This window comes from Pseudazoarcus pumilus, from assembly GCF_002872475.1.
Lineage (GTDB): Bacteria > Pseudomonadota > Gammaproteobacteria > Burkholderiales > Rhodocyclaceae > Pseudazoarcus > Pseudazoarcus pumilus.
The window spans coordinates 3010341-3030644 of the sequence record NZ_CP025682.1; the positions used below are offsets into that span (position 1 = coordinate 3010341).

Below are 20304 nucleotides of genomic sequence, written 5' to 3' on the forward strand. Positions count from 1 at the left end.
CACACATGGACAAACAAGCAATCCAACAGGCGGCCCAGGCATTGCTCGACGCGCGTGCGCGCGGCGTGATGCTGCAGCAGCTTCCGCGCGGCTGCGAACCCGCGGACTTCGCCGAGGCCTACGAGATCCAGGACGCCGTGTCCGAGGCACTGGGCGCGGTCGGCGGCTGGAAGGTCGGCGCCAAGGAGCCCGGCGCCGAGCCCACCTGCGCGCCGATTCCGACCTCCGCGATCCACGAGTCGGGCTTCAAGATGCCCGCCTACACGGCCGGCCAGTGCGGCATCGAATGCGAGATCGCGGTGCGCATGAAGCACGACCTGCCGCCGCGCGGCCGCCCCTACGAGCACGACGAGGTGATGGCGGCGATCGAATCGGTGCATCCGGCCTTCGAGATCGTCACCTACCGCATCGCCGCCCATGCCCACGTGAGCCGCGTGACGCTGGCCACCGACGCCTTCGGCAACGGCGCCTTCGTATACGGCGACGGTCGTCCGGATCTGGTCGGCATGGACCAGACCACGCAACAGGCGATGCTCGACGTCGACGGCGAACGCTGGGTGGAGAAGACGGGCGGCAACCCGGCAGGCGACGTGTTCCGTCTGGTCACGTGGCTCGCCAACCACGTCGTGGTGCGTGCCGGTGGCCTCAAGGCCGGCCAGTTCGTCACCACCGGCAGCTGCACCGGCATGCTCTTCGTCGACGGCGGCGAGGAACTGCGCGCCGACTTCCCCGGCCTGGGCGTGGTCGAAATGTCGATCGGCTTGAAGTCCTGAGCGTTGCGGGCGCGGGCTCGTCCCGCGCCGCCCCCGTGGAGGCGAGCCGATGCCCGTCCGACCGATCCTGAAGATGGGCGATGCGCGCCTGCTGGTGCCGGCCGAGCCGGTCACCGAATTCGACACGCCCGAACTGCACGCGCTGATCGCGGACATGTTCGACACCATGGCCGATGCCGGCGGTGTCGGCCTGGCCGCACCGCAGATCGGCGTCGGCCTGCAGCTCGTCATCATGGGTTTCGAAGAAAGCGAGCGCTACCCCGACGCCGAGCCCGTGCCGCAGACCATCCTGCTCAACCCGGTCATCACGCCACTGTCGGACGACATGGAAGATGGCTGGGAGGGCTGTCTGTCGGTGCCGGGAATGCGCGGCCTGGTGCCGCGTTACACGCATGTCCGCTACACCGGCTTCACGCCGCAGGGCGAGCCCATCGACCGTACGGTGGATGGCTTCCACGCACGCGTCGTGCAGCACGAATGCGACCACCTGATCGGCATGCTCTACCCCATGCGCATCCGCGACATGACGAAGTTCGGCTTCACCGAGGTGCTGTTCCCGTCCCGCAGGGACTGAACCCTCTGCGCAGCAGACACTCCACCCAGTCCCTGCGCTACGGCGTGACCACGCACCCAAGCCTCGCCGATGACTGCCTATTTCGGGCTGTTCCTGTCCGCCCTCGTCGCCGCCACCATGCTGCCGCTGCAGTCGGAGGTCGTGCTCGCCGGCCTGCTCGCGCTGGGCGAGCAGCCCGTGTGGGCGCTGATCGCGGCGGCCACTGCCGGCAACGTGCTCGGGTCGGTCATCAACTGGCTGCTCGGCCGCTACATCGAACACTTCCGCCACCGTCGCTGGTTTCCCGTGCCCGAATCGCAGCTCGACCGCTTCCAGCGCATGTACCACCGCTGGGGCCGCTGGTCGCTGCTGCTGAGCTGGGCGCCGTTCGTCGGCGACCCGCTTACGGTGATTGCCGGCGTGCTGCGTGAGCCGCTGTGGAGCTTCACGCTGATCGTGCTCGTCGCCAAGCTCGGCCGCTATCTCGTGGTGGCCGGGATCACGCTCGGGATACTTGGCTGATTCCAGGCATTTCGTGGGGCGAATTAGCGCAGCGTAATCCGCCGGATGAGACTCAGCCGGCCAGCAGCGTCCACCCCAAGCCCAATAGCGCACATACCGCCAGCACCCGCAGGATGTCCTGCTTGAACTTCCACAGCGCGATGAATGCCGCCACCGCCACCACCGCGGGGAACCACTCGAAGCCCCCCGCGAACGGCGCTTCCATCGAGGCGCGTGGCCACAGCACGTGCCAGGCGAAGAACAGCGCCAGATTCAGGATCACGCCCACCACGGCGGCGGTGATGGCCGACAGCGGCGCGGTGAACTTGAGGTCGCCGTGGGTGGATTCCACCAGCGGGCCGCCGGCGAGGATGAACAGGAAGGACGGCAGAAAGGTGAAGAAGGTCGCCACGCTGGCGCCGACGAGCCCGGCCAGGAACAGGCTCTCCGAGCCGAAGATCTGGTGCGTCCACGCGCCGACGAAGCCGACGAAGGCGACGATCATGATCAGCGGCCCCGGCGTGGATTCTCCGAGCGCCAATCCGTCGATCATCTGCGCGCCGGTGAGCCAGCCATAGGTATCCACACCACCCTGATACACGTACGGCAGTACGGCGTAGGCGCCGCCGAAGGTGACCATGGCGGCCTTGCTGAAGAACAGGCCGATGTCGCTCAGCGTGCCGGCCGGCAGCAGCCACATGGCCGCGGCCCACAGCGCCAGTCCGACGCCCAGCAGCTTCGCCAGATGCGCCGTGTTGTACAGCGTGTGCGGCAGGCGGGTGCCGTCGTCGATGACCGAAGCGCCCCAGCTCTTGCCGTCCGCGCCGTGGCCACCGCCCACTGCGAACTTGGCGGGCAGCCACTTGCCGCCGGCCATGCCGAGCAGCGCGGCGCCCAGCACGATGAACGGAAACGGTACGCGGAACACGAAGATGGCCACGAAGGACAGCGCGGCGATGCCCCACATCACGCCGTTCCTCAGCGCGCGGCTGCCGATGCGCCACGCCGCGAACAGCACGATGGCGACCACCGCCGGCTTGATGCCGGCGAAGATGCCCTGTACCAGCGGCACGTCGCCCCAGGCCAGATAGATCCAGGTGAGGATGGCGAGGATGAACAGCGACGGCAGCACGAACAGCGCGCCGGCCACGATGCCGCCCCAGGTGCGATGCAGCAGCCAGCCGATGTAGATCGCCAGCTGCTGCGCCTCCGGGCCGGGCAGCACCATGCAGTAGTTGAGCGCATGCAGGAAGCGCCGCTCGGAGATCCAGCGGCGTTTCTCCACCATCTCCTGATGCATGATCGCGATCTGCCCGGCCGGCCCGCCGAAGCTGATGAAGCCGAGCTTGAGCCACCACAGGAAGGCCTCGTAGAACGATGGGTGGGGCGGGGCCTCGGCGGCTTCGGCTTGGGTCATGTCGATCTCGCATGGGTCGGAGGTGTTGGCGAGGATACCCGCTCGTTCCTGCACGGGGGTCACTCCCGCTCGCCCGATGCCCCGTTTGATTTTCCGCTCGGAATCGCCGCTACTTGCCACCCCGGTTGGCGAAAATGCGTTCAACCATCGGCTTGAAGAACGAAAGCGGCAGACTGTCGTAACCGGGGTCGAACGAGCACTGGTCGTAGCGCTCGCAGAACTCGACGGTCATGTCGTAGTACGGGCTGTCGCGGTATGCGTCGCGCCGGTTCGCATCCCGGCCCAGGGTCCCGTAGAAGTGATGCTGCTGAAACACCGGGTGCTTTTCCACCATCCAGCACAGCGATTCGTCGACGAAGGGCCGGAGCATCATCGCCGCGAGTACGGCATGGTTGTGCGGGCAGATCACGTCGCCGATGTCGTGCACCAGCACGCAGACCACGTAGTCCTCGCTGCGGCCATCCCTGAAGGCCCGGGTCGCGGCCTGCAGGCAATGCTCCAGTTGCGAGACGGGATGCCCGTTGGGTACATGGTGGAGTTGCTCGAGTTGATCGAGGATGCGTCGGGGCAGGTCGTCGTAGAGCGCCACTTCGGCCTCGCGAACGAGCGCCAGCTCCTCGCGCGTGGCCGAATCCAGTGCGGTGAAGGATGCGCGACGGCGTGCCGTGGTGGAATCGTTCGTCATCGGTCGTCCGTGTCGGTGCGGGCCTGCGACCGGGGCTGGCCCCGTCACTGCCCGAAGCTTACTGCGCGGCCGGGCGGCTGTCATCGCGCGCACGCCGCGCATCGCCGCGAAGCCTGCGGCAGAATGCGTCCAGTACCGGCCCCCGCCCCGCGAGCGCGGCGAATCCTCCCTTTCCCTGGCGCGCCATCATGAAGGTCGTCGACATCGATGCATCCACACCCGCCCCTGCACTGCGCGAGATCGGCGAAGAGGCCTTGCGCGCCGACGGAGCGATCGTCTTTCGTGGGTCACTCGGATTCCACGAGTACCTGGGCATCACCAACGCCTTCTGCACCGATTTCCTGCCTTATCTCGGTGGCTCCAATCACGGCCGGGAACTGGTCGACGAAGACGCGCAGATCATGACCGCGCCCGGTGGCGTCAACAATCACGCGATCGCCATGCACGGCGAGATGTATTACCAGCTGATCCGGCCCGACCTGCTGTTCTTCCAGTGCCACACGCCCGCCAGGCGGGACGGCGAAACCCTGCTCGCCGACGGCTGCCGGGTGTTCTCCGAGATGGGCGGCGCGCTGCGAGAAGGCCTTGCCGAACGCCGTGTCGCCTATCACCGCCGAAGGGACGAACGGGTGTGGAGCAGGCTGTATCGCACGTCCGATCGTGAAGTGCTGCGGTCGTACTGCGCGCAGATGTCGGTGGATGCACGTTTCGACGACGACGGCTGCCTGTGGACGCGCTTCACGGACGCCGCGTCGCATCGCAGCCGCGGCGGGGCGCCGGCCTTCATCAACAATGTGCTGACCTTCGGTCTGCAGGCGCTGCGTTGCGAGGGGCAGCCGTTCAGCTGGGTGACCTATGACGACGGCGAGGCCATTCCGCCGGAGCTTCTGCTCGAAGCCGAACGTCTGGTTGCCGCATGCACGACGCCGATCCGCTGGCAGCGAGGCGATGTGCTGGTCGTGGACAACACGCGCATGCTGCACGGCCGCAACGCGTTCGACGACCCGGCGCGGCGCATCCTGCTGCGCATGGGCATGGCGCGCGTCTGATTCAGCCCGGATGGCGCGCGCGTGCGCTCGCCTCCCACCTCCCGGATGCCTCCAGCTGCGCCACTTGCCGCGCGTCCAGCGGCACATCGCGCAGCCGGCGCAACACCAGGCCGGACGCGGTGCGTGCGGGTCCGATGTCCAGGTTCAGGAAGGCCTTCAGCGTCAGCCGCATCTCGTCGAAACCCAGCGCCGTGCGTGCCGAGGTGGTGCCGTTGAAGCGGCCGTTGACCTCGAAGGGGACGTAGCCGCTGCCGACGCGCTTGGTCTGGATGTTGAGCGGCCCGCGCCATCCTTCCCGCGCGAGGGCTTCGCCGAAGCGCAGGCCGAGCGTGCGCAGCGCAGCGTCCTCGTTGGGAACGACACGCCAGCTTCTTCCCGCCCGCATGTCCGAGCGCATGCCGAATGCGCCGAGCAACTCGCCCCGCGGGCCGATGAGCACTTGCGCCACGTCCTGCACCACATCCGACGCCGTGCTGTGCAAGGGCACGCCCTGGCGGAAGTCGCGCAGCCAGGCCAGCAGCGACGGCGTGCAATCGAGGTAGGGCTGCACGACGTAGCCGACCCGGCCGCACCATGGTTCCAGCCGCGCCAGATCCTCGATCAGCCAGATCTCCTGTGACCCCTGGCCGTCCTCGGGCTTGATCAGCAGCGGCCAGCCGTGCGTGGCGATGAAAGCCCGTGTTTGCGCATCGACGCGCAGATCGACGGTCGCCAGCGTCTCCGCGAATGGCAACCCGTGCGAGCGGGCGAAGCACGCCATTGCCAGCTTGCTGCGCAGCATCCGGCTCACCGATGCGCTACCGGCCAGGATACGGGGCGCGAGCTGCGGGTCGGCCGCGGCCAGTTCGGCCAGCAGCACGATGTCGTCGTCGCGGCCGGGAAGGATCAGGTCCGGCTGCTCCAGCTCCATGATCTCGCCGAAGCGCACATGGAAGCGCTCGCCCTCCCGCGCCTGCGGCACCAGATGAACGCGATCGCACGCATACAGCGAAGGGCTGCGCGCCTCGCTGTTGATGCCCACCACACGCAGATCCTGCCGGCGCTCAGCGAGCGCGACGAGAATGCCTTCGCCGACCTGGCTTCCTGCACTGGTGATCAGGATCGTTTTCACGGAGGTCTTCCGGATGTTGGGGAGGTCGGCTGCCAAGCCCGGCTCGCCGACGTCGCTGCAAGCCGAGGGCATGCAAGCAGTTCGGCAATCGCCCAGCACGCCCCCCTATGCAGAGTAGTTCATTTCGTACTTGCCCTGATGGTCCCTGTGCATGGGCGCGCTTAACATCAGCCGCCTGTTCCCAACGGAGAAGACGATGAACCCCGCCCTGCTCACCTGTGTGATGGCCAGCTGCCTGTACTCCGCCGCGGCGTCGGCGCAAGCCACCCCAGAGGCCAACCTGTATGCCGCCGGCAGTCTGCGTGGCGTGCTCACCGAGGTTTCCAAGAGCTTCGCCGACACGACCGGCAAGCCGGTTTCGACCACTTTCGGCCCGTCGGGCCTGCTGCGCGGGCGCATCGAGAAGGGCGAGCCGGCGCAGGTCTTTGCGTCCGCCAACATGAAGCACCCCAGGACACTGGCCGATGCCGGCGGCTGGAGCCAGCCAGAGGTGTTCACGCGCAACAACCTGTGTGCGCTGGCGCAGCCGGAAGTGAAAGTCAGCAGCGCAAACCTGCTCGACGTCATGCTCGACGCCGACATCAAGCTTGGCACTTCCACGCCCAAAGCCGACCCGTCCGGCGATTACGCCTGGGCGCTGTTCGAGAAGGCCGAAAAGGTGCGCGCCGGCTCGTTCAAGGCACTGGATGCCAAGGCACTCAAGCTCACCGGCGGACCGGATTCCGCCAAGGCGCCGGAAGGCCGCAACCCCTACGCGTGGGTCATGGACGAGGGCAAGGCGGACGTCTTCCTGACCTACTGCACCAACGCTGTCGCCGCCAAGAAGGATCTGGCGAAGCTGCAGATCATCGAGATTCCGGCCGAGCTGTCTGTGGGCGCGACCTACGGCATGAGCGTACGTGACGGAGCGCCCGAAGCGGCACGCGCGCTGGCGGACTACATCCGCTCATCGACTGCGCAGGAGGTGTTCCGGAAGTATGGGTTTGGGGCGATTTGAGTCTTAGCCCTTTCCTGCTCGTTGGAACATGGGGCGCAATGCCCTTGGGCTATTTCGCCCCATGAGAGCGGATGCCCAAAGTAGTCTTTTCGCATAACATTCATCCGCGTGACCAAGAAGCGTTTGGCTTGCTCAGCTCAAACGCTTGTCTTGTCTCCAGCACCAAGCTTTGTGCTGATCGTCCAAGGGAGGCGCGATGAATCCTTGCCCGGCCGCAACGCCGCTGCTGGCCTCGTGCGTACCCCGTGCATCCAACCTACCGACATCAATACACATGATATGCCAGTACTTGTATAACCATGCAAGTACTGGCATAGTCGTCGCATGAAGCCGCTGCGGTTTGTCGGCTCCAGTCTGGATGACCTGCGCAGCATGCCGGCTACCGTGCGGCATGCGCTGGGTATCGAACTGATGACCGTCCAGTACGGCGGCGAGCCACGCGACTTCAAGCCCATGAAAGCGGTGGGCGCCGACGCGTATGAAATTCGCTACCGGGACATTCACGGCGCCTTTCGCGTGATCTACGTCGCAAGGCTGGCGGATGCGGTCTACGTGCTCCACGCCTTCCAGAAGAAAACGCAGAAAACACCCAAGTCGGACATCGACCTCGCCGCCCGGCGCTACAAGTCGATCGGAGAATGAACCATGCAGAACAACGACACCCGTATCACCGAGAGCAGTGGCAACGTCTTTCTCGATCTCGGTTTCGATGCCGCTGAGGCGGAAGTCATGAAGCTGCGCGCCGAGGTCATGATCCGCACCGCGCAGCACCTGAAAGAGCGCGGCTGGACGCAGGCCGAGGCCGCACGCCACCTCGGCATCACTCAGCCCCGAGTCTCGCGGCTCATCAAGGGCAAGGTGGAGGACTTCAGTCTCGACATGTTGCTGACCTTGGCGGCCAGGGCGGGGCTGCATACGGAATTGCGGCTAACGGCTTGATTGCTGCAAACGTCCGTTTGCGTGCCGACGCATGTTGTCCATGAAGCGATAGAGGCGCACAATCGCTTCACATCATGAAGCGATAGAGGCCCGTAAATGCCTCACTGGATCTGGCAGCAGGCCGACTGGCCGAAGTTTCGCTGGGACGAGCGCGCGCTGCTCACACCGCTCGCTCAGGCACGCCTGAAGCAGGGCAAGCTCTTGGGCCTGAAGGGTCTGCTCGATGCCGGGCTGTCCGACGAGGCACGGGCGCAGATCCTGATCGAGGAATGCCTAAACACCAGCGCCATCGAGGGCGAGCGCTTCGATGTCGACGCCGTGCGCTCGTCGGTCGCCCGTCATCTCGGCCTGCCCACCGCCGGCTTGCCCCGGCCGCCGCGTGCGGTGGATGGGTTGATCGAAGTCCTGCTCGACGCCACGGGTGGCTTCGATCGCCCGCTGACGCCGCAGCGCCTGTTTGGCTGGCAGGCGGCGCTGTTCCCCACCGGCTACTCCGGCCTGGTCGAAATCCGCACCGCGAGCCTGCGCGGTGACGCGCCCATGCGCGTGGTGTCTGGCCGCGCAGGCCGCGAGAAGGTGCATTTCGAGGCGCCGCCGCGTGACGGGCTGGAGCGCGAACTGCAGGCCTTCATCGACTGGTGCGAGCATCCGCCAGCCGGGCTCGACGGCCTGTTGTTCGCGGGGCTCGCCCATCTGTGGTTCGTCACCGTTCACCCGTTCGAAGACGGCAACGGCCGCCTCGCCCGCGCCATCACCGACATGGCCTTGTGTCGGGACGAAGCCCAGCCCTTGCGCATGTTCTCGCTCTCTGCCCGCATCATGCACGAGCGCGACGCCTACTACACGGCGCTGGAACGCACGCAACGCGGCGACCTGGACGTGACCGACTGGCTGCAATGGTTCCTCGCCGAAGTCGCCCTCGCCTGCGAACAGGCAGAAGTCACCGTCGCCCGCGTCATCGCCAAGGCCCGCTTCTGGCTGCGCCACCAGGGAACACCGATCAACGAACGTCAGCGCAAGGCTCTCAATCGCCTGCTGGATGCAGGCGAAGGTGGCTTCGAAGGCGGCATGAACACCCGCAAATACGCCAGCCTCAACAAGACCAGCCGCGCGACCGCCTATCGGGAACTGGCCGATCTGGTCGGTAAGGGGTGCCTGGTCCAGACCGGTGACGGGCGGAGTACGGGGTATGAGGTGTGCTGGGAGGGGTAGCCGGAACTGAAGCCCGCGATGGACCAGGTATAAATTCAAGACCTGACCCCGGCGTCTTGCACAAGACCTGACCCCGGCGTCTTGCAAGACCAGCCGCGCGACTGCCTATCGGGAACTGGCCGATCTGGTCGGCAAGGGGTGCCTCATCCAGACCGGTGACGGGCGGAGTACGGGGTATGAGGTGTGCTGGAAGGGGTAGCCGGAACTGAAGCCCGCGATGGACCAAGTATAAATTCAAGACGGTATCTGACCCCGATGGCCGGTATCAGCATGCTGCAAGACTAACGATAAATAGAAGTACTGCGACCCCTGAAATGAATGCGTAAGGCATCCAGAAAATATACTCTTCTTTTGATAGAAACGCCCTTACGTCGGATAAAGTAATTGCAGATAACTGGGTTCCAACGCTAGGCTCTGTTCACATTTGAAGTTTTATGTTCACATTCTGATCTTTGAGCGGAGATCAGGATGGCTCGGATGGTGCTGTCGGATGAACAGTGGGCGTCGATCGAAGATCTGTTGCCCGGCAAGCCAAGCGATCGTGGGCGTACGGCCAAGGACAATCGGTTGTTCGTCGAGGCTGTGCTGTGGTTGGCGCGCACGGGCAGCCCTTGGCGCGACCTTCCGCCCGAGTTTGGTAACTGGCACTCGACGTACGTACGCTTTGCGCGTTGGCGCGATGCTGGCGTCTGGGACCGAATCGCCTTTGCGTTGGCCGGTGAGCGCGATCTGGCGCGGGTGTTCATCGACTCGACCATCGTGCGTGCCCACCAGCACGCCTGTGGCGCCCAAAAAAAGTAGGGCCGCAGGCGCTGGGTCGCTCGCGTGGGGGGCTGACGACCAAACTGCATTTCGCGGTCGATGCTTTGGGCAAACCGCTGCGCATGATTCTGACCGCCGGACAGGTTGCCGACATCGAGTGTGCGAACGAGCTCATTGCCGAGTTGCCCTGCGCCAGCCTTGTGGCCGACAAAGGCTACGATGCCAACGCGTTGGTAACGAGCGTCGAAGCGTCCGGTGCGCAAGCGGTCATTCCGCCGCGCTCCAACCGCATCGAACCCAGGCAGTACGACCGCAGCGCCTACCGCGAACGCAACCTGATCGAGCGCTTCTTCAATCGCATCAAGCATTTTCGACGGATCGCCACGCGTTACGACAAACTCGCCCGCAGCTATCTGGCATTCGTGCGCGTTGTGTGTGCGGTGATTTCATATCGCTATATGTGAACAGAACCTATCAGGAAACCTTGGAAATTCCTCGCCAGCAACAATATCGTTCAAAGCAATCTCAATTTCTGCATATTTTTTATGTAATGTCTTTGGTAGAACTTAAATACACAATCCATATAAATAAAAACTGTGCTCATAAGAGGAGCGACCAAATAAATCCACCCTCCTTCGTTAGTGAAGGCATACGAAAATATTGCGGTGGTCATGGCGAAAAAAATGGATCTCAACTTCCATGAATTGTCACCCATTGCCCTGATCAGATCCTGATGGACCTCTCACGCCTTTAGCATTATTGAATTGCGCTCGTTCACGACCAATCACCTCCACAAAATGTCGTAAGCTATTCTCAATAAAGGATCTGACCGATGCTTTGTGACTTAAGTAGTTCTTGTCGAACAAGTGAGTGTCGTCACGAAGCATCTGTCGAATTGCCATGTCGATTTCACTCGGATGTTCTTCGTCATTTAAGCGAACCCTGAGCTGCATCCGGGTCTGCATTTGTTCTTCGAACTTGTGATAGTAATACTCACCAAGCATTTGATCATAAGCTGCCTGAATACGAAGCCTTGCAGGTCCGGATTCAAAGTCTTGAGGGCTTCTGACCGCCTCAGCCAATATACCGATCAGAGAGCTAGATATCACGGCAAAATCTCCTTATAAGCCTCCCTTCAACCTCTTTCCAAGTGACAGAGAACTCTTCCAGTTCTTTTATTTCTGAGGGGGGGGGGTAGCAAGCTAAATCTTTCGTAGCATTGATTGGCGCGCAAGAGCATTTCAGCATCCCTTAGTTCGATTCCACATCCGTTCACCAACGCCATTTTCTTATCAAATACGAACACTTTATTGCTCGCAAGATGGAATATTCCAATATTTTTAGCGGCTTTGAATGCTGTTGAAAGATAGGGGATTACTGCTTTCCTATACTCGATAAATGCGCTCGAAAATAGCAATAGCTCTGCGTACTTTCTTATCTCTTCATCGAATACTTCAGCGACTTTAAAGTTTTCTTTTATGGACAACCATTCATCATGACGTCCTTCAAGAAGAATTCCTTCTTGAAATACGTGCTTCAAGAACAGGGAGCCCGAATCATAGAGCTCAGTAAAAAGCACCTGGTCGTAATCGATAAATGATTTGACGCCATCCTTTGGTATGAATATTGGGAGTGGCACTTGCCGGACGTGGCCTATACGCAGTATGTCCACATCACTATCTAAAGTCGCTGTTCCCCGAGCGTAAGAACCAATTAGAACGGAGAATTGTCCAGCTATAACGTTCTCTTTCATAACTCGTCGCTTCTCTGCAGCATGTCTCGGAGTCAAGTTTCGAATCTACACTTATCAGTAGCTCATGTAGATCCTTACGGTACTGGATGGGTGGGTTGAAAGGTAATTCGCAACCCCAACGCCTTAGCCACCTTCGCCACCGTTGCAAAGCTAGGGTTCCCTTCACCCGACAAAGCCTTGTCGAGCCCTTGGCGACTCATGCCGACATCCCGTGCAAGCTGCGACAGATTGCGGGCGCGTGCGACAACACCGAGCGCACGCGCGACGAACACGGGGTCGTCACCGCCTTCTTCCATCACCGCTTCGAGGTACGCGGCGATGTCTTCTTCTGTCTTGAGGTAGTCGGCCGTGTCGTAACGGCTGAAAGTCTCTTGATTCATGGTTCAGTCCTTCCAAAGGGCGGCGATGGCCTTGGCCTGTTCGATGTCGCGTGACTGCGACGACTTGTCACCACCACACAGCAATACGATGACGAGCGGCCCGCGTTGCGTGAAGTACACACGGTAACCCGGCCCATGGTCGATACGCAGTTCCGAGATGCCTGAACCAACCGGCTTCACATCGCCGGGGTTACCTGCGGCGAGGCGGTCCAGCCGCGCCTGAATGCGGGCGACGGTGCGGCGGTCGCGCAGCGCTCGCAACCAGGCATCGAAGGTGCTGGACTTGATGAGTTCGACCATGTGACAACTGTAGTTGCTATATGCGCATCTGACAACCACAGTTGTCACAGGCGCCGATTTGCCGAAGCAGTGTCATTACGAGCGGAGCGAAGCAATCTCTGCCCTGACTGTGAGGGCCGTGATGGGCGGGGAGATTGCTTCGTCGCTTTGCGACTCGCAATGACAGCGGGTGTGCGGGGTTCGGTCGCTGGGCGATGTGCTTGCCGTGGTTGTTGTAAACGCAAAAGCCGGCGTCTCCGCCGGCTTTGTCATTTCAGTACCGCAAGCATCTTAGCCCGCATCCCCACCCCCCGCAGGGCCCTTCCACTGTTCTTCCTCGTCGATGTTCGCTTTGCCGCCGAGCAGGGCGGTGCGGTTGCGGTCGAGGGCGGCGGCTACGACCGGCAGCAGCTCTTCGTCGCCGTAGGCGTCGACGTGCTGGATGAGGGCGTGGCGCATGCGGGGGTCCCAGAAGCGCTTGATGTGGCCAGCGGTGTCGTCGGCGGCGACTTCGATGGCAACTTCGGGCTCGAAGAAGGTGCCGATCTGGTTAGCCATCTTGATGAGGGTCTGGACGTTCATGGTCAGGCGGCCTCGAGGTGCGGGGTGACCGAACCGAGCAGCGTGTCGCGGTGGCGGGTGAGTGCGGCGGCGACGACGGCCAGCAGCTCGGCATCGCCGTTGGCGTCGACGTGGGCGATGAGGGCGCGACGCATGCGCGGGTCCCAGAAGCGGTGGATGTGGTTGGCGGTGTCGTCGGCGGCGATCTCGAGCGCGACTTCGGGCTCGAAGAAGGTGCCGATCTGATTGGCCATTTTGATCAGGGTCTGGATGTTCATTCGGTGGTTCCTGATTGCGTTGTGTCGAGCCGCGCGGGGTGCGAGTAGGCAACGTGGCCCTGGCCGCGGGTGAAGCCGAGCAGGGTTACACCGGCTTCTTCGGCAATGCGCACGGCCAGCCCGGTGGGGGCGGAAATGGCGGCGACGAGAGCGATGCCCCGCGTCGCGGCCTTCTGCACGATCTCGTAGCTGGCGCGGCTGGTGATGACGATGAAGCCGGTAGCGTGGTCGACGCCCTCGGTCGCCATGGCGCCGAGGAGCTTGTCGAGCGCGTTGTGGCGGCCGACGTCTTCGCGCACGAGTTGCAAACTGCCGTCGGGATGGGCCCAGGCGGCGGCGTGCACGGCGCCGGTGATGCGTTGCAGGGTTTGCGCTTCGGCCATGGCGGCCATGGCGCGATGCACGGTTTCGGCCGGGACCTGCAGACCGCCGGCGACCGGCGCCGGGTGGCGCACGGCCTGTTCCAGCGTCTCGACGCCGCACAGGCCGCAGCCGGTGCGACCGGTGAGGTTGCGGCGGCGTTGCTTGAGGCGCATGAAGCACTCGGCGGCGATGCGCATGTCCACCTGGATGCCTTCGCCGCGCTGTTCGACTTCGAGGTCGTACAGCTCGCTGGCGTCGCGCAGGATGCCTTCGGACAGTGAGAAGCCCAGCGCGAAGTCTTCCAGGTCGGCTGGCGACGCCAGCATCACCGCGTGGGAGATGCCGTTGTACACCAGCGCGACCGGGACTTCTTCGGCGACCTGGTCGATACCGTCGGTGGGCCGGCCGCCGGACCAGCGTTCGACCCGGCGGGCGGACCACGGGCGCTCGATCACCGGCCGTGCGGCGCGCACGCTGCAGATGCTCATTTGGCGCCTGCGGTGCGGGCTTCCTCCAGCAGCGCGAGCTGCTGCTCGGTGAAGCGGGCGAAGCCCTGCTGCCACTCGGACGGCTGCGACACCGGCAGCACCTGCACCGCGGTCACCTTGTACTCGGGGCAGTTGGTGGCCCAGTCGGAGCTGTCAGTGGTGATCACGTTGGCGCCCGATTCCGGGAAGTGGAAGGTGGTGTACACCACGCCCGGTTGCATGCGCTCGGTGATGGTTGCACGCAGCACCGTCTCGCCGGCACGGCTCTGGATACCAACCCAATCGCCGTCCTTGATGCCGCGGTCCTCGGCGTCGTGCGGATGCAGTTCCAGCCGGTCTTCGCTGTGCCATGCATTGTTGGCGGTACGGCGGGTCTGCGCGCCGACGTTGTACTGGGACAGGATGCGGCCGGTGGTCAGGATCAGCGGAAATTTCTGCGTCACGCGCTCATCGGAGGCCACGTAGCGGGTTGGGGCGAACTTGCCCTTGCCGCGTACGAACTCGTCGATGTGCATGGTCGGCGTACCTTCCGGCGCCTCTGCGTTGCACGGCCACTGCACCGAACCGAGGCGGTCGATGAGGTCAAACGACACGCCGTGGAAGGTGGGCGTGAGGCGCGCGATCTCGTCCATGATCTCGGACGGGTGCTTGTAATTCATCGGGTAGCCCAGCGCGTTGGCGAGCAGCTGGGTGGCTTCCCAGTCGGCGTAGCCGGCCAGCGGCTTCATGACCTTGGTGACGCGCGAGATGCGGCGCTCGGCGTTGGTGAAGGTGCCGTCCTTTTCGAGGAAGGAGGAGCCCGGCAGGAAGACGTGGGCGTACTTGGCCGTTTCGTTCAGGAACAGATCCTGCACGATCAGGCATTCAAGATTCTCCAGCGCCTCGGTGGTGTGCTGGGTGTTGGGGTCGGACTGCACGATGTCCTCGCCCTGCACGTACATGGCCTTGTAGGTGCCTTCCAGCGCGGCGTCGAACATGTTGGGGATGCGCAGGCCCGGCTCTCCTTCCAATGACACACCCCATTCGGCTTCGAACAGCGCACGCGCGGTGGCATCGGAGACGTGGCGGTAGCCCGGCAGCTCGTGCGGGAAGGAGCCCATGTCGCATGCGCCCTGCACGTTGTTCTGACCACGCAGCGGGTTCACGCCCACACCCTTGCGGCCGATGTTGCCGGTGGCCATGGCGAGGTTGGCGATGCCGATGACGGTGGTCGAACCCTGCGCGTGCTCGGTGACACCCAGACCGTAGTAGATGGCCGCATTGCCGCCGGTGGCGAACAGGCGGGCCGCGCCGCGCAGCACGTCGGCCGGCACGCCGGTGACGGCTTCCATGGCTTCCGGGCTGTTCTCTTCGCGGGCGACGAACTTCTTCCAGATCTCGTAGGACTCGAGGTCGCAACGCTCCTGGATGAAGGATTCATTCAGCAGGCCTTCGGTGACGATGACGTGGGCCATCGACGTGACCAGCGCCACGTTGCTGCCGGGGCGCAGTTGCAGGTGGTAGTCGGCCTTCACGTGCGGCGACTTTACGAGGTCGATGCGGCGCGGGTCGGCGACGATGAGCTTGGCACCGGCGCGCAGGCGACGCTTCATGATCGAGCCGAACACCGGGTGGCCGTCGGTCGGGTTGGCACCGATGACGAAGATCACGTCGGAGTGCAGCACCGATTCGAAGGTCTGCGTACCGGCCGATTCACCCATGGTGACTTTAAGGCCATAGCCGGTGGGCGAGTGGCAGACGCGGGCGCAGGTGTCGACGTTGTTGTTGCCGAAGGCGGCACGCACCAGCTTCTGCACGAGGTAGGTTTCCTCGTTGGTGCAGCGCGACGAGGTGATGCCGCCGACCGCGCCACGACCGTAGTTGGCCTGGATACGCTTGAGTTCGGAAGCGGCGTAGTCGATGGCCTCTTCCCACGACACTTCCTGCCACGGGTCGGTGATCTTCTTGCGGATCATCGGTTTGGTGATGCGATCGGAGTGGGTGGCGTAGCCCCACGCGAAGCGGCCCTTGACGCAGGAGTGGCCCATGTTGGCCTGGCCGTTCTTGTTGGGCACCATGCGTACCACGGTCTCGCCCTTCATCTCGGCCTTGAACGAGCAGCCCACGCCGCAGTAGGCGCAGGTGGTGACCACGCTGTGCTCGGCCTGACCGAGTTCGACCACACTCTTTTCCATCAGTGTTGCGGTCGGGCAGGCCTGCACGCAGGCGCCGCAGGACACGCATTCGGAATCCATGAAGTCTTCGTTCTGGCTTGCCGCGATGCGCGACTCGAAGCCGCGGCCGTCGACCGTCAGTGCGAACGTGCCCTGGGTTTCCTCGCAGGCACGCACGCAGCGGTTGCACACGATGCACTTGGACGGGTCGTAATTGAAGTAGGGGTTGGAATAGTCGGTGGTGTCACTGAGGTGATTCTCGCCCTCGTAGCCGTAGCGCACCTCGCGCAGGCCCACCACGCCGGCCATGTCCTGCAGCTCGCAGTTGCCGTTGGCCGAGCAGGTCAGGCAGTCGAGCGGATGGTCGGAGATGTACAGCTCCATGACGTTGCGACGCAGGTCGGCGAGCTTGCCGGTCTGCGTGTTCACGATCATGCCTTCGTCGACCGGCGTGGTACATGAGGCCGGCGTGCCGCGACGCCCCTCGATCTCGACCACGCACAGGCGGCACGAGCCGTAGGCCTCGAGGCTGTCGGTGGCGCACAGCTTGGGGATGTTGATGCCCGCTTCCACCGCCGCGCGCATCACCGAGGTGCCTTCCGGCACGGTGACGGCGACGCCGTCGATGGTCAGCGTCACGAGGTTTTCGGAGACGCTCGCCGGCGTGCCGTAATCGATGTCGTTGAGTTGATAGAGCATTGGAGACCTCCTCAGGCTGCCTTGTCGGCGGGTTCGGCCAGGCCGAAATCCTCGGGGAAATGGTTCAGCGCGCTGAGCACCGGGAACGGCGCCATGCCGCCCAAGGCGCACAGCGAGCCGCTGAGCATGGTGTCGCACAGTTCGCGAAGCAAAATGACCTGCTTGGGGCGATCCTTGCCCTCGACCATGCGGTCGATGACCTCGACGCCGCGCGTCGAGCCGATGCGGCAGGGCGTGCATTTGCCGCAGGATTCGATGGCGCAGAACTCCATGCCGAAGCGCGCCATCTGGGCCATGTCGACGGTGTCGTCGAACACCACCAGACCGCCGTGGCCGAGCATCGCGTCGTTCTTGCCCAGTTCCTCGTAGTCCAGCGGCAGGTCGAACTGCGATTCGGGCACATACGCGCCCAGCGGGCCGCCGATCTGCACCGCGCGGATCGGCCGGCCGGTGCGCGAGCCGCCGCCGAAGTCGTAGAGCAGTTCGCGGATGCTCAGGCCGAAGGCCGCTTCCACCAGACCGCCGTACTTGATGTTGCCGGCGAGCTGGAAGGGCAGCGTGCCGCGCGAGCGGCCCACGCCGTATTCCTGGTAGTTGGCGCCGCCCTGGTCGAGGATGATCGGCACGCTGGCCAGCGAGATCACGTTGTTCACGACCGTGGGCTTGCCGAACAGGCCTTCGAGCGCCGGCAGCGGCGGCTTGAAGCGCACCATGCCGCGCTTGCCCTCGAGACTCTCGAGCAGCGAGGTTTCCTCGCCACAGACGTAGGCGCCCGCACCGCGACGTACCTCGAGGTGGAAGGTCTTGCCCGAGCCGAGAATGTCGTCGCCCAGATAGCCGCGCGCGTTGGCCGCGGCGATGGCCTCGTTGAGCGCGACTTCCGCGTAGGGGTATTCCGAGCGCAGATAGATGTAGCCCATCGTCGCACCCACCGCGAGGCCGGCGATGGTCATGCCCTCGATCAGCACCAGCGGGTCGCCTTCCATGATCATGCGATCCGAAAACGTGCCCGAGTCGCCCTCGTCGGCGTTGCACACGATGTACTTCTGGTCGGCCTGCGCACCCAGCACGGTGCGCCACTTGATGCCGGTCGGGAAGGCCGCGCCGCCGCGCCCGCGCAGGCCGGAGGTGGTGACTTCCTCGACGATGTCGGCCGGCGTCATCTTCAGCGCGTTGGCCAGACCGCGGTAGCCGTCATGCGCGAGGTAGTCGTCGATGGACACCGGGTCGGTGATGCCGACACGCGCGAAGGTCAGGCGCTGCTGTTTGGCGAAGTAGGGAATGTCCTCGGTCAGGCCGAGGTTCAGATGGTGCTGGCCGCCGTACAGGAAGTCGGCCTCGAACAGCTCGGCGACATCGTCGGGCTTGACGGGGCCATAGGCGACGCGGCCCTCGGGCGTGCTGACTTCGACCATCGGTTCGAGCCAGAACATGCCGCGCGAGCCGTTGCGCACCAGTTCGATGGTTGCGCCACGCCTGGCCGCCTCGAAGGCGATGGCGCGGGCGACCTTGTCCGCGCCCAGCGAGATCGACGCCGAATCGCGGGGGATATAGACCTTGATCGTCATGGCTGGCTCCTCAGGGTGCCGACGAGTTCGTCGAAGGACTCCTGCGACACCGAGCCGAGCAGTTCGCCGTCCACCATGACGGCCGGCGAACAGGCGCAGTTGCCGAGGCAGTAGACGGCCTCCAGCGAAATCGCGCCGTCGGCGGTGGTCTCGTGGAAATCGACGCCCAGCGTCTTCCTGGCGTGGGCGACGAGGCGGTTCGCGCCCATCGCCTGACACGCTTCGGCGCGACAGATCTCGAGCTTGTGACGACCCGGTGGCGTGGTGCGGAAGTGATGGTAGAAGGTGATCGTGCCGTGCACCTCGGCGCGCGACAGGTTCAGCGCCTCGGCCATCAGCGGTACGGAATCGGGCGGCACGTAACCGATGCTGTCCTGGATGCCGTGCAGGATCGGCATCAGCGCGCCGGGCTTGTGCTTGAGCGCATCGATGATGCCGAGGACCGTGTCGCGGTCCCAGGCGGGCTGGGTGGAGTTCATGTGCACCTCTCGAAAACTTGATAAGCGGTCGATTCGGGGTAAGCTCAATTGGTCGTGTGAATCTCATATGCACGGATAAACATATGAACGACAACCTGCTCCGAATCCCGACACAGCCAAGTTAGCAGAGGGAAATAAGCCTCTCAATATGATATGAATTGCACATGAAGTTCAACGTCACGATCAAACCGGCGTGGCACGTCTCGCGCGACGGCGACGCGCATCTGTCCCTGCCCGGCCTGCTCGCGCTGCTGGCGATGGTGGATGAACTCGGCCAGATCGAGCAGGCCTGTGCGCAGCTGGGCGTGTCCTACCGCCACGGCTGGGGCCTGCTGCGCACCGGCGAGGAGGTGTTCGGCAGCCCGCTGGTGAGCAAGGCACGCGGACGCGGCACCACGCTCACCGCGCTGGGAAAGAAGCTGCTGTGGGCGGACAAGCGCATCGCTGCGCGGCTGGCGCCGACACTCGACAGCCTGGCCTCGGAACTCGAGGCCGAACTGCTCAAGAGCATCGAACACAAGGAGCACATCCTGCGCATCAACGCCAGCCACGGCTTCGCCGTCGAGACGCTGCGCGGATTCCTCGTCGACAACGACATTCCGGTGGATCTGAAGTACCGCGGCAGCCTCGACTCGGTGGCCTCGCTGGCGCGCGGCGACTGCGACGTGGCGGGCTTTCACGTACCACTGGGCGAGTTCGAGAGCGCCGCCTGGGCGCAGTACATGAAATGGCTGCGCCCGCGCAAGCACCGCCTGATCCATCTGGCCGAACGCCAGCAGGGTCTGTTCGTGCTGCCCGGCAACCCCAAGCACATCACCGGGCTGGCGGACCTGACGCGCGAGGACGTGGCCTTCGTCAACCGCCAGCCCGGCTCCGGCACGCGCATCCTGCTCGACCTGTTGCTGGAGGCGCGCAGCATCGACAGCAGCCGCATCCGCGGCTTCCAGAATTCCGAACTGACGCATGCCGCGGTGGCCGCCTACATCGCCAGCGGCATGGCCGATGTGGGTTTTGGCGTGCGCACCGCGGCGCACCGCTTCAAGCTCGACTTCATCGGGATCGCGCGCGAGCGCTACTTCATCGCGTGCAACGCCTCGGCCGTGAAGTCCGCCGCCGTGCGCGGCATGATCGACATCATGCAGCGCGAGGACTTCCGCACGGCCGTCTCCGCCCTGCCCGGATACGACGGCACCGACACCGGCCAACAACTGACGCTCGACGAGGCCGTTCCCTCCGGTTGAAGCGCCTGCCCGCGGCAAGCGCACGAGGCTTCGGCTCGTTTGCCGGAGCATGGGCGCCTGCGG

Annotated in this window: 23 protein-coding genes; 10 read left to right on the top strand and 13 right to left on the bottom strand. The window is 64.0% G+C overall.

What is annotated here, in order from left to right; genetic code table 11:
- Positions 1 to 5: 5 nt before the first annotated feature.
- The 3 genes from C0099_RS14745 (at position 6) to C0099_RS14755 (ending at position 1848) form a co-directional block, all read left to right on the top strand.
- Positions 6 to 773, top strand: coding sequence for a 2-keto-4-pentenoate hydratase (locus tag C0099_RS14745; RefSeq protein ID WP_102248130.1), 768 nt, complete (start codon positions 6 to 8; stop codon positions 771 to 773).
- A 49-nt stretch (positions 774 to 822) separates the two neighbouring features.
- A complete protein-coding gene (gene def / locus C0099_RS14750; RefSeq protein WP_102248131.1) occupies positions 823 to 1347 on the top strand; it encodes a peptide deformylase in 525 nt (174 codons plus the stop codon).
- A 69-nt stretch (positions 1348 to 1416) separates the two neighbouring features.
- The gene (locus tag C0099_RS14755; protein WP_102248132.1) at positions 1417 to 1848 is read left to right on the top strand and encodes a YqaA family protein; all 432 of its coding nucleotides are present in this window, start codon (positions 1417 to 1419) and stop codon (positions 1846 to 1848) included.
- Between the two features lie 52 nt (positions 1849 to 1900).
- On the opposite strand, the gene chrA is transcribed toward C0099_RS14755, so the two are convergent.
- Positions 1901 to 3244, bottom strand: a complete 1344-nt coding sequence (gene chrA, locus C0099_RS14760; RefSeq protein WP_102248532.1) for a chromate efflux transporter — start codon at positions 3242 to 3244, stop codon at positions 1901 to 1903.
- Positions 3245 to 3353: 109 nt separating this feature from the next.
- Entirely contained in the window at positions 3354 to 3929 is a 576-nt protein-coding gene (locus C0099_RS14765; protein ID WP_102248133.1) for an HD domain-containing protein, read from the bottom strand.
- Between C0099_RS14765 and C0099_RS14770 the strand changes: the two genes are divergently transcribed.
- Complete coding sequence (locus tag C0099_RS14770; RefSeq protein ID WP_102248134.1) at positions 3893 to 4978, top strand: TauD/TfdA family dioxygenase; 1086 nt, start codon at positions 3893 to 3895, stop codon at positions 4976 to 4978. The two genes, C0099_RS14765 and C0099_RS14770, sit on opposite strands and share 37 nt — an antisense overlap.
- Before the next feature lies 1 nt (position 4979).
- Here C0099_RS14770 and C0099_RS14775 read toward each other — a convergent pair whose 3' ends face one another.
- Positions 4980 to 6089, bottom strand: a complete 1110-nt coding sequence (locus C0099_RS14775) for an ATP-grasp domain-containing protein (protein ID WP_123785280.1) — start codon at positions 6087 to 6089, stop codon at positions 4980 to 4982.
- Positions 6090 to 6285: 196 nt separating this feature from the next.
- Between C0099_RS14775 and C0099_RS14780 the strand changes: the two genes are divergently transcribed.
- From C0099_RS14780 to C0099_RS14800, 5 genes are all read left to right on the top strand, one after another.
- The gene (locus C0099_RS14780; RefSeq protein WP_199797629.1) at positions 6286 to 7086 is read left to right on the top strand and encodes a molybdate ABC transporter substrate-binding protein; all 801 of its coding nucleotides are present in this window, start codon (positions 6286 to 6288) and stop codon (positions 7084 to 7086) included.
- Positions 7087 to 7410: 324 nt separating this feature from the next.
- Positions 7411 to 7728 (top strand): type II toxin-antitoxin system RelE/ParE family toxin, encoded by a 318-nt coding sequence (locus tag C0099_RS14785; RefSeq protein ID WP_102248136.1) that lies wholly within the window; start codon positions 7411 to 7413, stop codon positions 7726 to 7728.
- Positions 7729 to 7731: 3 nt separating this feature from the next.
- The gene (locus C0099_RS14790; protein WP_102248137.1) at positions 7732 to 8025 is read left to right on the top strand and encodes a helix-turn-helix domain-containing protein; all 294 of its coding nucleotides are present in this window, start codon (positions 7732 to 7734) and stop codon (positions 8023 to 8025) included.
- A gap of 96 nt (positions 8026 to 8121) precedes the next feature.
- Entirely contained in the window at positions 8122 to 9237 is a 1116-nt protein-coding gene (locus tag C0099_RS14795; RefSeq protein WP_102248138.1) for a Fic family protein, read from the top strand.
- Positions 9238 to 9705: 468 nt separating this feature from the next.
- Positions 9706 to 10463, top strand: a protein-coding gene (locus C0099_RS14800; protein WP_408634102.1) for an IS5 family transposase whose coding sequence is annotated in 2 segments (ribosomal slippage) — positions 9706 to 10030 and positions 10030 to 10463 — 759 coding nt in all. Because the reading frame shifts where the segments join, the coding sequence is not laid out codon by codon here.
- A 243-nt stretch (positions 10464 to 10706) separates the two neighbouring features.
- On the opposite strand, the gene C0099_RS15920 is transcribed toward C0099_RS14800, so the two are convergent.
- The 10 genes from C0099_RS15920 to C0099_RS14840 form a co-directional block, all read right to left on the bottom strand.
- Positions 10707 to 11108 carry a hypothetical protein gene (locus C0099_RS15920; RefSeq protein ID WP_123785281.1) on the bottom strand — a complete coding sequence of 134 codons (402 nt, stop codon included), beginning with the start codon at positions 11106 to 11108 and terminating at the stop codon, positions 10707 to 10709.
- Positions 11109 to 11134: 26 nt separating this feature from the next.
- Positions 11135 to 11752, bottom strand: coding sequence for a nucleotidyltransferase domain-containing protein (locus C0099_RS15925; protein ID WP_123785282.1), 618 nt, complete (start codon positions 11750 to 11752; stop codon positions 11135 to 11137).
- A gap of 74 nt (positions 11753 to 11826) precedes the next feature.
- Positions 11827 to 12132, bottom strand: a complete 306-nt coding sequence (locus C0099_RS14805) for an addiction module antidote protein (RefSeq protein WP_102248139.1) — start codon at positions 12130 to 12132, stop codon at positions 11827 to 11829.
- A gap of 3 nt (positions 12133 to 12135) precedes the next feature.
- Positions 12136 to 12432 (bottom strand): type II toxin-antitoxin system RelE/ParE family toxin, encoded by a 297-nt coding sequence (locus tag C0099_RS14810; protein WP_102248140.1) that lies wholly within the window; start codon positions 12430 to 12432, stop codon positions 12136 to 12138.
- A gap of 270 nt (positions 12433 to 12702) precedes the next feature.
- The gene (locus C0099_RS14815; RefSeq protein WP_102248141.1) at positions 12703 to 12993 is read right to left on the bottom strand and encodes a formate dehydrogenase subunit delta; all 291 of its coding nucleotides are present in this window, start codon (positions 12991 to 12993) and stop codon (positions 12703 to 12705) included.
- A gap of 2 nt (positions 12994 to 12995) precedes the next feature.
- Positions 12996 to 13250, bottom strand: a complete 255-nt coding sequence (locus C0099_RS14820; RefSeq protein ID WP_102248142.1) for a formate dehydrogenase subunit delta — start codon at positions 13248 to 13250, stop codon at positions 12996 to 12998.
- Positions 13247 to 14101 (bottom strand): formate dehydrogenase accessory sulfurtransferase FdhD, encoded by an 855-nt coding sequence (fdhD, locus tag C0099_RS14825; RefSeq protein ID WP_102248143.1) that lies wholly within the window; start codon positions 14099 to 14101, stop codon positions 13247 to 13249. Before fdhD ends, C0099_RS14820 begins: the two co-directional genes overlap by 4 nt.
- Entirely contained in the window at positions 14098 to 16953 is a 2856-nt protein-coding gene (gene fdhF, locus C0099_RS14830) for a formate dehydrogenase subunit alpha (RefSeq protein ID WP_102248144.1), read from the bottom strand. Before fdhF ends, fdhD begins: the two co-directional genes overlap by 4 nt.
- Before the next feature lie 11 nt (positions 16954 to 16964).
- The gene (locus C0099_RS14835; protein ID WP_102248145.1) at positions 16965 to 18521 is read right to left on the bottom strand and encodes a formate dehydrogenase beta subunit; all 1557 of its coding nucleotides are present in this window, start codon (positions 18519 to 18521) and stop codon (positions 16965 to 16967) included.
- Positions 18518 to 19000 (bottom strand): formate dehydrogenase subunit gamma, encoded by a 483-nt coding sequence (locus tag C0099_RS14840; RefSeq protein ID WP_102248146.1) that lies wholly within the window; start codon positions 18998 to 19000, stop codon positions 18518 to 18520. Before C0099_RS14840 ends, C0099_RS14835 begins: the two co-directional genes overlap by 4 nt.
- A gap of 164 nt (positions 19001 to 19164) precedes the next feature.
- On the opposite strand from C0099_RS14840, the gene C0099_RS14845 reads away from it, so the two are divergent.
- Complete coding sequence (locus C0099_RS14845; protein ID WP_102248147.1) at positions 19165 to 20241, top strand: substrate-binding domain-containing protein; 1077 nt, start codon at positions 19165 to 19167, stop codon at positions 20239 to 20241.
- Positions 20242 to 20304: the final 63 nt, after the last annotated feature.

What these genes read in the sequence shown, in the direction of transcription:
- C0099_RS14745 (WP_102248130.1), top strand. Translation starts at nt 6, where the DNA reads ATGGACAAACAAGCAATCCAACAGGCGGCCCAGGCATTGCTCGACGCG.
- def (WP_102248131.1), top strand. Translation starts at nt 823, where the DNA reads ATGCCCGTCCGACCGATCCTGAAGATGGGCGATGCGCGCCTGCTGGTG.
- C0099_RS14755 (WP_102248132.1), top strand. Translation starts at nt 1,417, where the DNA reads ATGACTGCCTATTTCGGGCTGTTCCTGTCCGCCCTCGTCGCCGCCACC.
- chrA (WP_102248532.1), bottom strand. Translation starts at nt 3,244, where the DNA reads ATGACCCAAGCCGAAGCCGCCGAGGCCCCGCCCCACCCATCGTTCTAC.
- C0099_RS14770 (WP_102248134.1), top strand. Translation starts at nt 3,893, where the DNA reads ATGCGCGACGGCGTGCCGTGGTGGAATCGTTCGTCATCGGTCGTCCGT.
- C0099_RS14765 (WP_102248133.1), bottom strand. Translation starts at nt 3,929, where the DNA reads ATGACGAACGATTCCACCACGGCACGCCGTCGCGCATCCTTCACCGCA.
- C0099_RS14780 (WP_199797629.1), top strand. Translation starts at nt 6,286, where the DNA reads ATGAACCCCGCCCTGCTCACCTGTGTGATGGCCAGCTGCCTGTACTCC.
- C0099_RS14785 (WP_102248136.1), top strand. Translation starts at nt 7,411, where the DNA reads ATGAAGCCGCTGCGGTTTGTCGGCTCCAGTCTGGATGACCTGCGCAGC.
- C0099_RS14790 (WP_102248137.1), top strand. Translation starts at nt 7,732, where the DNA reads ATGCAGAACAACGACACCCGTATCACCGAGAGCAGTGGCAACGTCTTT.
- C0099_RS14795 (WP_102248138.1), top strand. Translation starts at nt 8,122, where the DNA reads ATGCCTCACTGGATCTGGCAGCAGGCCGACTGGCCGAAGTTTCGCTGG.
- C0099_RS15925 (WP_123785282.1), bottom strand. Translation starts at nt 11,752, where the DNA reads ATGAAAGAGAACGTTATAGCTGGACAATTCTCCGTTCTAATTGGTTCT.
- C0099_RS14805 (WP_102248139.1), bottom strand. Translation starts at nt 12,132, where the DNA reads ATGAATCAAGAGACTTTCAGCCGTTACGACACGGCCGACTACCTCAAG.
- C0099_RS14810 (WP_102248140.1), bottom strand. Translation starts at nt 12,432, where the DNA reads ATGGTCGAACTCATCAAGTCCAGCACCTTCGATGCCTGGTTGCGAGCG.
- C0099_RS14815 (WP_102248141.1), bottom strand. Translation starts at nt 12,993, where the DNA reads ATGAACGTCCAGACCCTCATCAAGATGGCTAACCAGATCGGCACCTTC.
- C0099_RS14820 (WP_102248142.1), bottom strand. Translation starts at nt 13,250, where the DNA reads ATGAACATCCAGACCCTGATCAAAATGGCCAATCAGATCGGCACCTTC.
- fdhD (WP_102248143.1), bottom strand. Translation starts at nt 14,101, where the DNA reads ATGAGCATCTGCAGCGTGCGCGCCGCACGGCCGGTGATCGAGCGCCCG.
- fdhF (WP_102248144.1), bottom strand. Translation starts at nt 16,953, where the DNA reads ATGCTCTATCAACTCAACGACATCGATTACGGCACGCCGGCGAGCGTC.
- C0099_RS14835 (WP_102248145.1), bottom strand. Translation starts at nt 18,521, where the DNA reads ATGACGATCAAGGTCTATATCCCCCGCGATTCGGCGTCGATCTCGCTG.
- C0099_RS14840 (WP_102248146.1), bottom strand. Translation starts at nt 19,000, where the DNA reads ATGAACTCCACCCAGCCCGCCTGGGACCGCGACACGGTCCTCGGCATC.
- C0099_RS14845 (WP_102248147.1), top strand. Translation starts at nt 19,165, where the DNA reads ATGAAGTTCAACGTCACGATCAAACCGGCGTGGCACGTCTCGCGCGAC.